Origin of the sequence: Vibrio sp. Of7-15 (genome assembly GCF_022347565.1) — a bacterium.
GTDB lineage: Bacteria > Pseudomonadota > Gammaproteobacteria > Enterobacterales > Vibrionaceae > NORP241.
This window is the reverse complement of sequence record NZ_JAKRGH010000002.1, coordinates 159552-173485: the sequence shown is the minus strand read 5'-3', so window position 1 is coordinate 173485 and position 13934 is coordinate 159552. Positions and strand designations below refer to the sequence as shown.

Annotated in this window: 10 protein-coding genes; 5 read left to right on the top strand and 5 right to left on the bottom strand. The window is 41.7% G+C overall.

Annotation, left to right across the window (positions count from 1 at the left end; all coding sequences use genetic code 11):
- Positions 1–172: 172 nt before the first annotated feature.
- The gene (locus MHO82_RS03335) at positions 173–682 is read left to right on the top strand and encodes a VC2046/SO_2500 family protein (RefSeq protein WP_239182431.1); all 510 of its coding nucleotides are present in this window, start codon (positions 173–175) and stop codon (positions 680–682) included.
- Positions 683–1112: 430 nt separating this feature from the next.
- Positions 1113–1796, top strand: coding sequence for an SDR family oxidoreductase (locus MHO82_RS03330; protein ID WP_239182430.1), 684 nt, complete (start codon positions 1113–1115; stop codon positions 1794–1796).
- 130 nt (positions 1797–1926) lie between these two features.
- Here the strand turns inward: MHO82_RS03330 and adhE are convergent, their stop codons facing one another.
- On the bottom strand, positions 1927–4614 hold the full coding sequence (gene adhE / locus MHO82_RS03325) for a bifunctional acetaldehyde-CoA/alcohol dehydrogenase (protein ID WP_239182429.1): 2688 nt from the start codon (positions 4612–4614) through the stop codon (positions 1927–1929).
- 595 nt (positions 4615–5209) lie between these two features.
- On the opposite strand from adhE, the gene MHO82_RS03320 reads away from it, so the two are divergent.
- Positions 5210–5848 carry a YchE family NAAT transporter gene (locus MHO82_RS03320; protein WP_239182428.1) on the top strand — a complete coding sequence of 213 codons (639 nt, stop codon included), beginning with the start codon at positions 5210–5212 and terminating at the stop codon, positions 5846–5848.
- Between the two features lie 95 nt (positions 5849–5943).
- Positions 5944–6798 carry an ion transporter gene (locus MHO82_RS03315; protein ID WP_239182427.1) on the top strand — a complete coding sequence of 285 codons (855 nt, stop codon included), beginning with the start codon at positions 5944–5946 and terminating at the stop codon, positions 6796–6798.
- Between the two features lie 68 nt (positions 6799–6866).
- Here the strand turns inward: MHO82_RS03315 and MHO82_RS03310 are convergent, their stop codons facing one another.
- Together MHO82_RS03310 and asd are read right to left on the bottom strand one after the other, a co-directional pair.
- The gene (locus MHO82_RS03310) at positions 6867–7373 is read right to left on the bottom strand and encodes a hypothetical protein (RefSeq protein WP_239182426.1); all 507 of its coding nucleotides are present in this window, start codon (positions 7371–7373) and stop codon (positions 6867–6869) included.
- Positions 7374–7605: 232 nt separating this feature from the next.
- A complete protein-coding gene (asd, locus tag MHO82_RS03305) occupies positions 7606–8721 on the bottom strand; it encodes an aspartate-semialdehyde dehydrogenase (protein WP_239182695.1) in 1116 nt (371 codons plus the stop codon).
- A 706-nt stretch (positions 8722–9427) separates the two neighbouring features.
- On the opposite strand from asd, the gene nhaC reads away from it, so the two are divergent.
- A complete protein-coding gene (gene nhaC / locus MHO82_RS03300; RefSeq protein WP_239182425.1) occupies positions 9428–10864 on the top strand; it encodes a Na+/H+ antiporter NhaC in 1437 nt (478 codons plus the stop codon).
- Positions 10865–10949: 85 nt separating this feature from the next.
- Here nhaC and MHO82_RS03295 read toward each other — a convergent pair whose 3' ends face one another.
- Together MHO82_RS03295 and MHO82_RS25850 are read right to left on the bottom strand one after the other, a co-directional pair.
- Entirely contained in the window at positions 10950–11300 is a 351-nt protein-coding gene (locus tag MHO82_RS03295; RefSeq protein ID WP_239182424.1) for a nitrous oxide-stimulated promoter family protein, read from the bottom strand.
- 122 nt (positions 11301–11422) lie between these two features.
- Complete coding sequence (locus MHO82_RS25850) at positions 11423–13930, bottom strand: ATP-binding protein (RefSeq protein ID WP_239182423.1); 2508 nt, start codon at positions 13928–13930, stop codon at positions 11423–11425.
- Positions 13931–13934: the final 4 nt, after the last annotated feature.

The window sequence follows — 13934 nt, the reverse complement described above, 5'->3', positions numbered from 1 at the left end:
CACGCTGTAAACCAAATAAAAAAGCCAGTTTAACCGCTGGCTTTTTTATTAATATTCAAAAAGTTAAATTAACACGGCATTTTTTTTCCGAAAAGAGGCAATTTTTTTCCGAAAAAAGCTAAAGGTTTTCTCACTGTCGCCGATAAGAGTATATCAGCACAGGAGTTTAGCCATGCAAGTTCATACTTTAGACAAAGCAAGATTAATCAACGAAGTTCAATTAGGTGACAATTTAAGTCATGCCGTTGAAGCTGGTCGTCGTGCTGATTTCGCACTGATGATGTCTATGCTGTCTAACGATTTACGTGAGCAAACTCCGGTTGAAAAAATCGCTGAAAGCAACACGACAGAAGAGCTTCTACGACGTAAATTTGGTGTAGCTGATGCACAAACATTACGTTCTGATGAAGAGTCTTACCACCGTGCAGCAGCTCAAGCTGACTCTTTCCATAACGGTGGCATTGCAAGTGCAAAACTTCACCATGGTTTACGCCCTGATGCGGTAGCCCACATGCCTCAAGGCACTTACGATTTACCTGAAGAGGTATACCACAACTTATCTGGCCATGAACGTCGTAGCCTTGAAAATAACGCAACAAAAATCATGGATGCCATTCCACAAGATCTTTACAACGAGCTGGTTGTTTCTAAGCGCAATGCAGAAATGAACCTATACGCTTAAATCTTCGCACTAATTTAGTGCCCATGACTCTCAATTTTGCGACGTTAGTTTGTAATACAAACCTGTACAGAAAAAAACACCCACTACAATCAAACAAATAACTCTTTGTTTATCAAAAAAAATCCACACAAATAAAAACGATAACCTCTAACAGCTAGCACAAATTACCGACTAATAACGACTATCCATTACGTTTGTGAGCAAAGCCGTATTTTGAGAAGTTATCTCATTTTATCATTTTATTTTTGACTCCTTTCACACCCGTTTTTTCATTTATCTACCATTATGTTATCTATCGCATTTAATCGCGGTTTAAGACCAAAGATAACTATCATCTACCCATGCCCAATTGAAAGCATTGGTTCCATGATCTGGTCTATTCATTAAATGCATCTTTACTCGGATTTAAAGACTGAAATAGGACCGTAACATGGATATCACTCATTCAGTAATTCTGGTTACTTCGGCAGGTAGCCCCGTAAGTAAAAGTATGTCTTGTCACTTTGCAGCCCAAGGCGCTCAGCTTATTTTAGCGGACACCAACAGCGAAGCCTTAAACGAAGCGTATCTACTTTGCAAAGTACTGAATGAAAATGTACATACCGTCCTGTTGGAGGATCACAGTAAAGCAAGCATCAAACAACTGTTTACCTACATCGACAGCCACTTCTTAAACGGTGTCGATGTATTGATCAATAATTGGGTCGGTAACGAGTTACCTGGCCTACTTGAAAATGGCTCTGCGGATATGTTCAGTGAACGTTTGACTGAAGTGTCTGCTGCACTATTTAACTACGGTAAACAAGCCGCGAAAAATATGCGAGAGCACAGTAAACAAGGCGTAATCGTAAACTTAGCCGCTAACTCATCAGACACCAACTCCGGCACTCTAGAGAACACAAGAGCCATGCTCACCGGTTTTACCGTTAGTTGGGCAAAAGAGCTAACCCAATTTAATATTCGAGTTGGTGGTGTTACACCGAGCCACCACAATTCAACTCATTCGGGGGTACACCCTAGTGATAGCCGCCTCCATTATGAGCTTATTCGCAGTACCGAGTACATCGTCCAAAACGACTACTTTAATGGCAGAATGATTGAGGCAGAAATTTAACGCCCTTCAATCACAATACCATCACGATATTCCGCTCATAAAAAAACCCACCTCAAAAGAGGCGGGCTTTAACGACTTGCTTACTGTTTGAGCTTACATTTCGTGCTAGCGAAAATGTTCTCTCATTGAGTTATGCTTTAGCTTCTTCTTTCTTAGCTTTCGCTGCTTTTTTTTCCGTTTTCTTAATCACTGTTGTGCCTTCAAACGTTTCGCCTTCTACATATGGTTTACCGTAGTAAGCCGCGACTAAGACGTCTTTTAGCTCAGAGATTAATGGGTAACGTGGGTTAGCACCTGTACATTGGTCATCAAATGCTTCAACAGATAGCTCATCCAGCTTCGCCATGAAATCTGCTTCTGGAACACCCGCCGCTTTGATAGACGCTGGAATGTCTAGGTTCAATTTCAACTCTTCCAACCAACCAAGTAAACGTTCAATCTTCTCAGCAGTGTGGTCACCCGCTTTAGTCAGACCTAGATGGTCAGCGATTTCAGCGTAGCGACGACGTGCTTGTGGACGGTCGTATTGAGAGAATGCAGTTTGCTTAGTTGGGTTGTCGTTCGCGTTGTAACGCACTACATCAGAGATTAATAACGCATTTGCTAGACCATGTGGTAAGTGGAACTCAGCACCCAGTTTATGAGCCATAGAGTGACACACACCTAGGAAAGCATTCGCAAACGCAATACCTGCAATGGTTGCCGCGTTGTGTACTTTTTCACGAGCAATTGGGTCATTAGCACCATTTGCGTAGCTTGATGGTAAGTACTCTTTCAACATTTTAAGCGCTTGTAGAGCTTGGCCATCAGAGTATTCATTCGCAAGAACAGATACGTAAGCTTCTAATGCGTGAGTTACTGCATCGTAACCACCAAATGCTGTTAGAGACTTAGGCATGTTCATAACAAGGTTAGCATCTACGATAGCCATGTTTGGCGTGATTTCGTAATCCGCTAATGGGTACTTAGCACCGGTTTTGTCGTCAGTAACAACGGCAAATGGCGTCACTTCAGAACCTGTACCAGATGTAGTTGTGATACATACCAACTCAGCTTTTTTACCCATTTTAGGGAATTTGTAGATACGCTTACGAATATCCATAAAGCGCATAGCTAATTCGCCGAAGTGAGTTTCAGGGTGCTCATACATTACCCACATGATCTTCGCTGCATCCATTGGTGAACCACCACCTAGAGCGATGATTACATCTGGCTGGAAGCTCTTCATTGCTTCTGCGCCTTTCTCAACTACAGATAGCGTTGGATCTGCTTCTACATCAAAGAAAGTTTGAACTTCAATGCCCTGTGCTTTCAGTAAACTAACCACGTCATCAGCGTAACCATTGTTAAATAGGAAGCGGTCAGTAACTAGGAATGCGCGTTTCTTACCTTCTAGGTCGCCAAGAGCGATTGGAAGGCTACCACGACGGAAGTAGATAGACTTAGGTAGTTTGTGCCACAACATGTTTTCAGCTCGCTTCGCTACAGTTTTCTTGTTGATAAGGTGCTTAGGACCTACGTTCTCAGAGATAGAGTTACCACCCCATGAACCACAACCAAGAGTTAGAGACGGTGCTACGTTAAAGTTGTAAAGGTCACCGATACCACCGTGAGTCGATGGGATGTTTACAAGAATACGTGCCGTTTTCAGCTTGTCGCCAAAGTAACGAATGCGGTCTGTGTTGGTGTCTTGGTTAGTGTAAAGACCAGATGTGTGACCGATACCACCAATCTCAACCATAGTTACCGCTTGAGCAACGGCGTCTTCGAAATCGTCTGCGCGGAATAAACCTAGAGTTGGAGACAATTTCTCATGGGCGAATTCGTCATCGTAAGACACTTTACCCAAGCCTTCACCAACAAGTACTTTCGTGTCAGCAGGAACCTTAACACCCGCCATTTCAGCGATTGCAGGAGCAGGTTGACCAACGATTTTCGCGTTTAGTGCACCGTCAATGAGAAGCACTTTACGTACTTTATTGGCTTCGGCTTTAGATAGAACGTAAGCTTTGTGAGATGCGAAACGCTCTTTCACTTCGTCGTATACTTCGTCAACAACGATAGCTGCTTGCTCTGAAGCACATACAACGCCGTTATCGAATGTTTTAGACATTAGAATAGAAGCAACAGCACGCTTAATGTCCGCCGTTTCATCAATAACGATTGGCACGTTACCAGCACCTACGCCGATGGCAGGCTTACCTGAAGAGTATGCTGCTTTAACCATGCCTGGACCACCAGTTGCAAGGATAAGTGCAATACCATCATGCTTCATAAGAGCATTAGAAAGCTCAACTGAAGGTTGGTCAATCCAACCGATGATGTCTTTTGGTGCACCAGCCGCTACTGCTGCATCTAAAACAAGCTTCGCTGCATCGTTTGTAGAGTTTTTAGCACGTGGATGTGGGGAGAAAATGATGCCGTTACGTGTCTTCAAAGAAATAAGAGATTTGAAGATAGCCGTTGAAGTTGGGTTCGTTGTTGGAACGATACCACAGATAATACCGATTGGTTCTGCGATAGTCATTGTGCCTAAGTTGTCATCTTCTTCAAGAATGCCACATGTTTTTTCATCTTTGTATTTGTTATAGATGAATTCTGACGCAAAGTGGTTTTTGATAACCTTATCTTCAACAATACCCATGCCAGATTCCGCTACCGCTTGCTGTGCTAGAGGAATACGTGCGTGGTTAGCTGCCAGAGATGCTGCACGGAAGATAGCATCGACTTTCTCTTGTGAATATGTTGCAAACTCTTCTTGAGCTGCTTTTACTCGTGCGACAAGAGCATCTAGTTCAGCTAAATTAGTTACAGGCATAATGAATCTCCTAAAAGAAAATATTAAAAACTATTTATTAAGGATGCTGCTCAATTCCTTCTGCATGACAAGTTATACCGCCTCAATGTGACGTACTTGCAACATGCATTCTTAGTAAATTGTTTTCAAAACTGAGTATAATCTTTCATAGTTTTGAAAAAGTTGATTCAGATCAGTTCTGATGAACTATTTACCACTAAAGTACTAATGACATACCAATCAATAACATATGATATTGATTTATATGTAATTTTATTTATTACCAAGCTCGAAATAACTTGCGGAAGTATCAATAAGAAATGAAATGCACATAAATTATTTTGTAATAAATTTTCACTTTTAAGAACAAATATTAAAAAGACAATACATAAAATATGTGCTACTGGACGAGTATATCCACTCCTGAGAACATAGCTATAAAGAGGTAGCCTAAATCACTATTTTTTCTCATTTTTGTGTTAGTAGTAACAGTTTTAACAAGTTAGAAAGATATTAGTTTTCCTAGCCATTCACTTTATTTTTTTTCATTGGCGCAAAAAAGACCTTTCTATTACCCTCAAAATTTGCCCCACTTACTATTAAAGAAGTCAGTTGAATGCTTAACCTTGAACTTGCGATTTACCTTCAATTCTTTCTCGGGCTCTTTGCTGCGGTTAACCCAGTGGGCATCATGCCGGTATTTGTCTCTCTTACTGCACATATGTCAGCAGAAGAAAAGAAAAAAACAGCCATCACCGCCAACATCGCTGTAGCCTCTATTTTGATCGTATCGCTATTAATTGGCCAAATGTTACTCGATATGTTCAGTATCTCACTCGATTCATTCCGAGTGGCAGGAGGGCTGTTATTACTGAGCATTGCTTTTTCAATGATGAGCGGAAAGCTGGGTGAAGATAAACAGAACAAACAAGAAAAATCTGAATATGTAAGCAGAGAGCAAATTGGTGTTGTACCACTAGCAATGCCCTTAATGGCTGGCCCAGGCGCCATTAGTTCTACTATTGTGTATGGATCTCGCTACCCAACGATGATCAACACAATCGGCCTAATATTAACCATGATCGCTTTTGCATTAGGTACGTGGCTTTTATTCCGCTCTGCTCCACTGATTGTGCGATTCTTAGGGCAAACAGGCATCAACGTGATCACACGTATTATGGGGCTTATTCTTGGGGCACTAGGTATTGAGTTTATTGCAAACGGGTTGCGTAACCTATTCCCTGGGCTCGCTTAATTCCTTATACTTACCGCTATAGAATCCGCTTTAACTCTTAAAGCGGATTTTTTGCGCTTCTTATTTCCTATTTTCATAACAGGTTAGGACCTTTTATGCCCAGAGCCAGCTTACGCCATTACTTATTTATCGTTATTTTTGGAACTCATACCAAAGCTGGACGCTGGTTTGATTTGTGCTTAATTGCCACAATCTTAGCCTCTGAAATTGTTTTAATTTTAGATTCCATCCCCAGCGTGCATGCTCAATGGGCGCCACAATTAAAATTCTTGGAGTACTTTTTTACTGGGCTATTTACCATAGAGTATCTGATTAGATTATATTGCTCACCTAAGCCTTGGGCGTACGCAAAAAGTTTTTATGGCATCATCGATTTGTTAGCCATTTTGCCAACCTACTTGGCTTTCTTCTTCCCTGACGCCACCTACATGGGCATGATCCGCTTACTCCGTGTCATGAGAATTTTCCGCGTACTCAAACTAGTTCGTTATTTAAAAGATTCCAACATTCTATTACGTTCACTGCTCATGGCGAAAAGAAAGATTTTTATCTTTTTTAGTACCGTTGCGATTTTAGTAACCGTTTTTGGTTCCATGATTTACGTGATTGAAGGACCAGTGAATGGCTTTACCAGCATCCCCCAAAGTATTTACTGGGCAATCGTCACCATTACCACTGTCGGTTATGGTGACTTAGTACCTCAAACGCCGATAGGGCAAGCCATTGCGGCATTAACCATGTTATTAGGTTACTCGATCCTTGCGGTTCCTACGGGAATTATTACGGCTGAACTCAGCCAAGAAATGAATGCACATCGACAGCTAGTACGTTGTTTAAATTGCACCAAAAGTGGTCATGATACGGATGCCTTGCACTGTAAACATTGTGGCAGCGAATTACCGTCACCAGAGTTACGTGTGATCCCACCCAACGAGAAAGAAAATCAGTAGTTAGAACGGTACTTACACTTTACAGGGCGTATTCAATGCGCCCTGCTTGTTATAAAAGCACACGAAGCTTAGCAGCCCGAAGTCTCAGATTGTACTTGGTAGCTTAATGCAACGTTGTTTTGAGGCTGAATGTACTGCACGTAGCAGTGACTAGAAAGGATCTGATCAAATGAATGTTGAGAAGAAGCAGAATCAATATTAGCTAAAGTAAGTATCACTGAACGCTGAGAGGACGTTGAAGCGACACGGTAAGTCCAACCACCTTCACGATTGATCGAGCTTTTGTTTTCAATAGCACTGATAATGCCTGATGAGGAGGCTTCAGGGTAACCAAAAGCTAAAGCTACATTATCGCTACTCTGCTGAGATTGAAGTGGTAATGCGCCATTCATTACAGCCTGATTGTATGTGTTCTCTGCCACTGAATTAATGACACCGACCGCACCATTAATTGCAGCCGCTCTTTCTTCCGCAGCGAAATCAATAAATCGAGGAGCAGCTGTAACCGCCAAAACGCTAGCGACAGCTGTTGCACCAATCATTTCTAAAAATGTGAATCCTTTACTAATACTCATAAATAAACCAATCCCTAACTGCGTGTGACAAAGCTATCACTACGACTGATTAAAAGCCGTAATTGTTCCTATCAACAAACCAGTTTTGGGACCAAGGTAACCTTATATAAAAAGCCCATTAAGCACATTAACGAAATGAAAACATATAAAATACAAAAAACCGACACACATATGTATCGGTTTTTCTTATTATTACTCGACTAGCAATAACAACTTCTATCTAAAAAGATCATTATGCTTTTTCTGCTAGAATAATTCGTAATGTTCGACGCAGTGGTTCCGCTGCCCCCCACAATAGCTGATCACCCACCGTAAACGCATTCAAGAAGTCGTTACCCATCGACATTTTACGTAAACGGCCAACAGGAACAGACATCGTACCCGTCACTTTTGCAGGAGTCAGCTCTTGCGCGGTAATGTCGCGCTCATTTGGAATCACTTTCACCCAGTCATTATGAGTGGCAATGATCTCTTCAATCTCGTCCATTGGTACATCTTGCTTTAGCTTGATCGTTAAAGCTTGAGCATGACAACGCATGGCACCAATACGAACACATGTTCCATCAATTGGAATTGGTGAACCGTCTAAGCCGAGGATTTTATTGGCTTCAACACCCGCCTTCCACTCTTCTTTGCTTTGACCATTTTCACGTTTCACATCAATCCATGGAATAAGCGAACCCGCAAGCGGTGCACCAAATTGATCCGTAGGGAAAGAGGAAGAGCGAATGGTATCTGCGACTTTTTTATCAATATCGAGAATTGAACTTGCTGGATTTGCCAACTCTGAGCTTACACAGTCATTTACGACACCCATCTGAGAAATAAGCTCACGCATATTTTTCGCGCCGGCTCCCGAAGCCGCTTGGTAAGTCATGGCGCTCATCCACTCAACCATGCCTTTCTCATACAGACCACCCAAAGCCATCAACATTAAGCTTACTGTACAGTTACCACCAACATATGTCTTAGTGCCCGTTTGAATACCTTGCTGGATTTGCGCTAAGTTCACAGGATCAAGGGCAATAATTGAGTCTTCTTTCATACGTAATGTAGAAGCAGCATCAATCCAATAACCTTTCCAACCAGCTTGACGCAGAGCAGGATACACCTTCTCCGTATAGCTCCCCCCCTGACAAGTAATGATTGCATCTAGCTTTTTAAGGCTTTCAATATCAAAAGCATCTTGCAGTAAACCTGCATCTTTACCTAAGTTGGGGGCCGGAATACCTATTTGAGACGTACTGTAAAATACAGGCTCGATATGATCGAAATCTTTTTCTTCAACCATACGCTGCATTAATACTGAGCCAACCATACCACGCCAGCCTACTAATCCTACTCTCATCATTGCTTGATACACTCCATGTTAGTTTTATCTCCCCCATCTATAAAAGTTTCAGCGTAAGAAAACAAGATTATTTTTAACAAAAGTGCCAGAAAAAACATGATTAGAGAAAAAACAAATGAAGAAGACTGAAACCGAGACTTAACACTCCGTTAATGAATATGGATCTATCGTCTGCCCAAGGACTGCAAAGCAAAAAGGAAAATCGCCCGTAAAAAAGAAAGGATGATATCGTTAATATCTACCAATTAACCACAAGAGAACCAACCTATCATTTATCATAAATTACAAAAATAAATGACAAAAATCACATAAGATTAAAGAACCAATTTTAAAAATTTAATGACAATTAAAACCACATACGGAAAATATAAAGAATAAAACTTCACAAAAAACAAAAAATAAAGACAATTACAAAACAAAAATAATCAATAATAAAATATTCACAGAACACATAAACACAAAATAAAACACAAAATCACAACAAACTCACCATGTAAATATACATTTACTGCCACCTCAAAGATAAATATCACAGAACAATATTCTATCTATCGATAGCTGGGCAACGATCATATAAAGTACGCACTGAGCCCATCTTCAAACAACGAAATGAAGATGACCATATAAAAGCGAATGCTGTTTCATTTTATCTATCACTTTTGATCGGTATTTCGCGATAACTAACTAGAAGCAAGGTTTGAATATGAATCAGAAAACGGTACGACTGCCCTCTCTTATACAGGTGGTCTTAGCACTTGGTTTTTTTCTAGCTCTCGCATTTTCATTTACTGCACAACTTGATTTACCGATCCAACTAGCGCTATACATCGGCTGGTTTGTGATCATCGCTCTAGGTATTAAATTAGGGCATGATTATAAATCGCTAGAAAAAGCAGCCCTCAATGGCGTATCTAATGGTCTAGGAGCGGTATTAATTTTATTAGCTGTGGGCGCTCTTGTGGGTACCTGGATCTCTGGTGGTATCGTTCCTACCATCATTTACTATGGCCTTAAAGCTATCCACCCATCTATTTTCTTACTAGCCACAATGATCATCTGCTCTCTAACAGCGCTTGCAACAGGCACTTCTTGGGGTGCAGCTGGTACTGCTGGTATTGCCATGATGGGGATAGGACAAGGCTTAGGTGTACCTGCGCCAATTACTGCGGGTGCGGTTCTGTCTGGCTGTTACTTTGGCGACAAAATGTCACCACTGTCAGATTCTGTAATCCTTGCTTCTTCCATGTCTGGGGTCGAAGTCATGGAGCATATCAAAGGTATGCTACCAATCGCTCTGATCAGCTATATTATCACGGGTATCATGTTCACTGCTTTCGGCTTCCATTACGCAGGTAATGTAGACATGAGCCAAGTAGAATCTGTGATCACAGCGATGGAAAACCAATTTGTTATCACACCATTCTCATTTATCCCTGTGGTGATTGTACTTGGCTTGTTAGCGATGCGTATGCCTTCATTCCCTGTGATCAGTTTCGGGTCACTATTGGGTATCGCTTGGGCTGTAATGGTACAAGACATTGACTTCTTAGTTGCCTTTAACACTGCATGGGCCCCATTCTCGATTGAGTCTGGCGTAGCGTTCATTGACTCTATCCTAAATCGTGGTGGCATGTCTTCGATGCTGGGCTCTGTGGCTGTTATCGTATTTGGCCTAGGCTTTGGTGGCTTACTGGATAAAGTTGGCGTATTAGAAACCATCGCGAAAATTTTCGAAAAACGCGTGAAAGGCCCAGGCAGCCTAGCAACGTCTACCATTGGTACCGCTTTCTTAGGTAACGTATTTGGCTCTGCAATGTACGTATCCCTGATCCTAACGCCTAAGATTTGTGCGAAAAACTATGACCGCTTAGGCTACCAACGTAAAAACCTGTCTCGTAACGCTGAATTCGGCGGTACATTAACTTCAGGCATGGTTCCTTGGAGTGATAACGGCATCTATATGGCAAGCATTCTTGGTGTCGCTACCTTCTCTTACGCACCATTCATGTGGTTGAGCTTTGTATGTATTATCGTAACGATTGTTTCATCTTACATGGGATGGTTTGTGGATCGCTGCCCACCAACGGCCGAAATAACAGAAAGCTCAGAAGAAAAAGTAACGTCTGCGCAAACTGCATAAGCCGGAAAATATAATCAAATACAAAAAAGCGCTGATTGTTCAGCGCTTTTTTATTTCAATGATGAGAAAGTTTAAGACAAAAGAGTTAAGCACCTTTGCGAAGCACAGAAGACATAACATGTCTGATTTGTTTACATACTTGGTAACGAAATGCCCATACAGGATGGTAGCGAAACATTTTTGGCTCCGCCCAACGAATAATATGCTTTAGCTCCAACCGTTTAGCTGCTTGATAGCAACTGGCTGAACAAGAAACACAAAGTGGCTTGGCTTCTTCTTGTCGGCATTGCTGTAAACGATTTTCAACGTACTCTGTTAGCTCTGTACATACTGGGCATAACTTAGCGCCACGATGCAGTACTCGACAATACAAACGGATCATGATCTGAATAGAGCCAAGCTCTCGTTGTATTTGTGATGATGATAAATTAGTCATTTTCATAGCTTCGCTATTATGCGTCACTACAAAGAAATCCCTTTGATAGAGATCAAGGCTATGACCTAACTAAAAAGTGGTTTGGCTATAACACCACCCATAGTTACAAGACTAACCTAACATCAAGCATTCTCTTCCAAAACCGTGCGTGTTACAGAGTAAATGTTATTTTCAGAAATGGGCTTAGCGATATGGCCTTGCATACCCGCATCTAAACAACGCCAAATATCATCTTGCATTGCATTGGCTGTCATGGCGATAATCGGAGTACTTTGATTGGCTGAACTCGATGCTCGAATCGCACGAGTCGCCTCCACACCATCCATTCTTGGCATTTGCATATCCATGTAGATCACATCAAACAGCTCTTCACTGGAACGCTCTAACGCATCAAGTCCATCCTCCGCAGTACTGACCTGATAACCAAATCGTGTGAGTAACTTACTGGCCAAAATCCGGTTGATATTATTGTCTTCTACAACTAGGCACTTCATGCCATAAAACGGTTTCTCAGGAACAACAATCTCAGTATCAGAGGAACTTTCATGTGGCGGTTCATCATTTTTTTCTGCCATCGTCAGTGGCAGCATAACCCAGAATGTCGAACCTTTTCCTACCACACTATCAACACGAACCTCCCCTCCCATCAATTCAGCCAACTGACGTGTAATGGACAAGCCAAGTCCTGTTCCTCCAAATTTACGGGTAGTCGATTCATCGGCTTGGGAAAAAATATCAAAAATTCGCTCTAATTTATCTGCGGCAATTCCAATCCCAGAGTCCGACACCTCAATCAGCATAAACTTATTTTGATGCTCATCGTGAATGCTGCTCATCGAGAAGTGGATATAACCCGACTCGGTAAACTTGATGGCATTACCTAACAAGTTCAGCATGATCTGTTGAATCCGGGTGGGATCACCCAAAATATATTGCGGAATACTCGGATCACAATAGTACTGATAATCCACCCGTTTACATGACACAGACGGTTTCATCAAATTAAAGACATTGCGCCCAACTAGCTCTGGGCTAAGCCTAACTTCCTCTAAAGTAATACCTCCAGCATCAAACTTTGAGTAATCCAAAATATCATTGAGCAACGACATTAAATTTTTACTGGAGTGTTGAATAATAGCCAAATACTCCGTTTGCTGATGGGTTAACTGCTCTTGTTTCATCAGCTCTGCCGCCCCCATGATGCCATTCATGGGAGTTCGTATTTCATGACTGATATTGGCTAAAAATTGTTGTTTTGCAGCGGCGGCACTGAGTGCTTGTTCACGAGTTTCAATTAATGTAGCACTACGCTGGTTAAATTCGCTAACTAAAGAGCCTAATTCATCGTTATGGTAGATAGGCAAAGGCACAAAGTCATCATTATCTTTTTGCTTTAACATACTCCTACGCACTTTGAGCAACGGCCGTACCAGCTGCCAATGAATAGCCCCAAAACTAAGCGTTAAAATGAACAAAGCAACAGGGATCAATACTGAAAGTAGCTTAAATTCTAATGAGGCCGATTCCACCAACATGGTATGTAGTGGGACTCCAACAAGCAGCATCCAACTCGTTTTAGGAAGCGTCACGCCAGTAATAAAGCTTTCTTTCCCCAAAATAGGGTCTTGTTCTAACAGCAGATCAAATACAGCGTCAGACTGCTGAAAAGAAGACACGCTCGTATGAAGATCATTAGCAACTCGCATTGAATAGCCAAACCCCATCATAATTGAATCTTGGGTCAAACGTTGAGCCAGTTGCTTAATTTGGGTGTTTTTCTGATTTTCAATTCGAGCTTGATCGATGACTTTGATCACTTCTTTAGCGATCGGACTATAATATTCGTTCGTTTCACCAAGATCTTTATTAAAAATATACTGAGGAATATCACCCTGATTATTAATCACTTCAGATTGATTTGGGTAAGATAAAAAGCGCCCCATACGATCCAATAAAATCAAGTAGCCGCCTAACGACTCGCCTTTTTGGTTTAAATAAACATGCAGCTCATCAAGCAAGACATCAATAGTCACTACGCCAGCGAGCTGGCCATTAAGAAAATAAGGCACACTGCACGTGACCATGGGCTTACCAGAGAAAGGATCGGTATAAGACTGAGACCAATATGCTTGGCCTGGCTGTAGCCATTTAGCAGGAACATACCACTCTTCATTTTGATACGGATGCGTACTTGGGAAATTATAATCATTCATCTGAACCAAATGATTATTACCATCTTTTGCAAAAAATAGGCTGTCTAATACTTTATCAGGGCTACGCATGTATGGCTCAGGCCACCAGCCACCGCCAGCAATTAAATGACCACTCTGCTTATTAGTCAAAATACGGCTGATAAAATCCACCGCGACATGATTTTCTGGCGAGGTGCTGACAAACTCAGCAAACGAAAATGCCACCCCTTCAATCTTGGCACTCACTTGCATTAAAGATTGAGCCACTGACTCTGTATGGGCTAGTAGCCGCTTTTCAGACGCCTGCATAGTGAGTTTACGCCCTGTGGTTTCCATTACCGCAATAATAGAAACTCCCATCACAGAAATGAGCACAGCTAATAAAACTAAGCCTCGAATACTAAGAGACTGATACCACGCAATTTTATCGTCTTTCACTGAC

Excerpts from the sequence above, each read along its gene's own strand:
- MHO82_RS03335 (WP_239182431.1), top strand. The coding sequence starts at position 173 with ATGCAAGTTCATACTTTAGACAAAGCAAGATTAATCAACGAAGTTCAA.
- MHO82_RS03330 (WP_239182430.1), top strand. The coding sequence starts at position 1,113 with ATGGATATCACTCATTCAGTAATTCTGGTTACTTCGGCAGGTAGCCCC.
- adhE (WP_239182429.1), bottom strand. The coding sequence starts at position 4,614 with ATGCCTGTAACTAATTTAGCTGAACTAGATGCTCTTGTCGCACGAGTA.
- MHO82_RS03320 (WP_239182428.1), top strand. The coding sequence starts at position 5,210 with ATGCTTAACCTTGAACTTGCGATTTACCTTCAATTCTTTCTCGGGCTC.
- MHO82_RS03315 (WP_239182427.1), top strand. The coding sequence starts at position 5,944 with ATGCCCAGAGCCAGCTTACGCCATTACTTATTTATCGTTATTTTTGGA.
- MHO82_RS03310 (WP_239182426.1), bottom strand. The coding sequence starts at position 7,373 with ATGAGTATTAGTAAAGGATTCACATTTTTAGAAATGATTGGTGCAACA.
- asd (WP_239182695.1), bottom strand. The coding sequence starts at position 8,721 with ATGAGAGTAGGATTAGTAGGCTGGCGTGGTATGGTTGGCTCAGTATTA.
- nhaC (WP_239182425.1), top strand. The coding sequence starts at position 9,428 with ATGAATCAGAAAACGGTACGACTGCCCTCTCTTATACAGGTGGTCTTA.
- MHO82_RS03295 (WP_239182424.1), bottom strand. The coding sequence starts at position 11,300 with ATGACTAATTTATCATCATCACAAATACAACGAGAGCTTGGCTCTATT.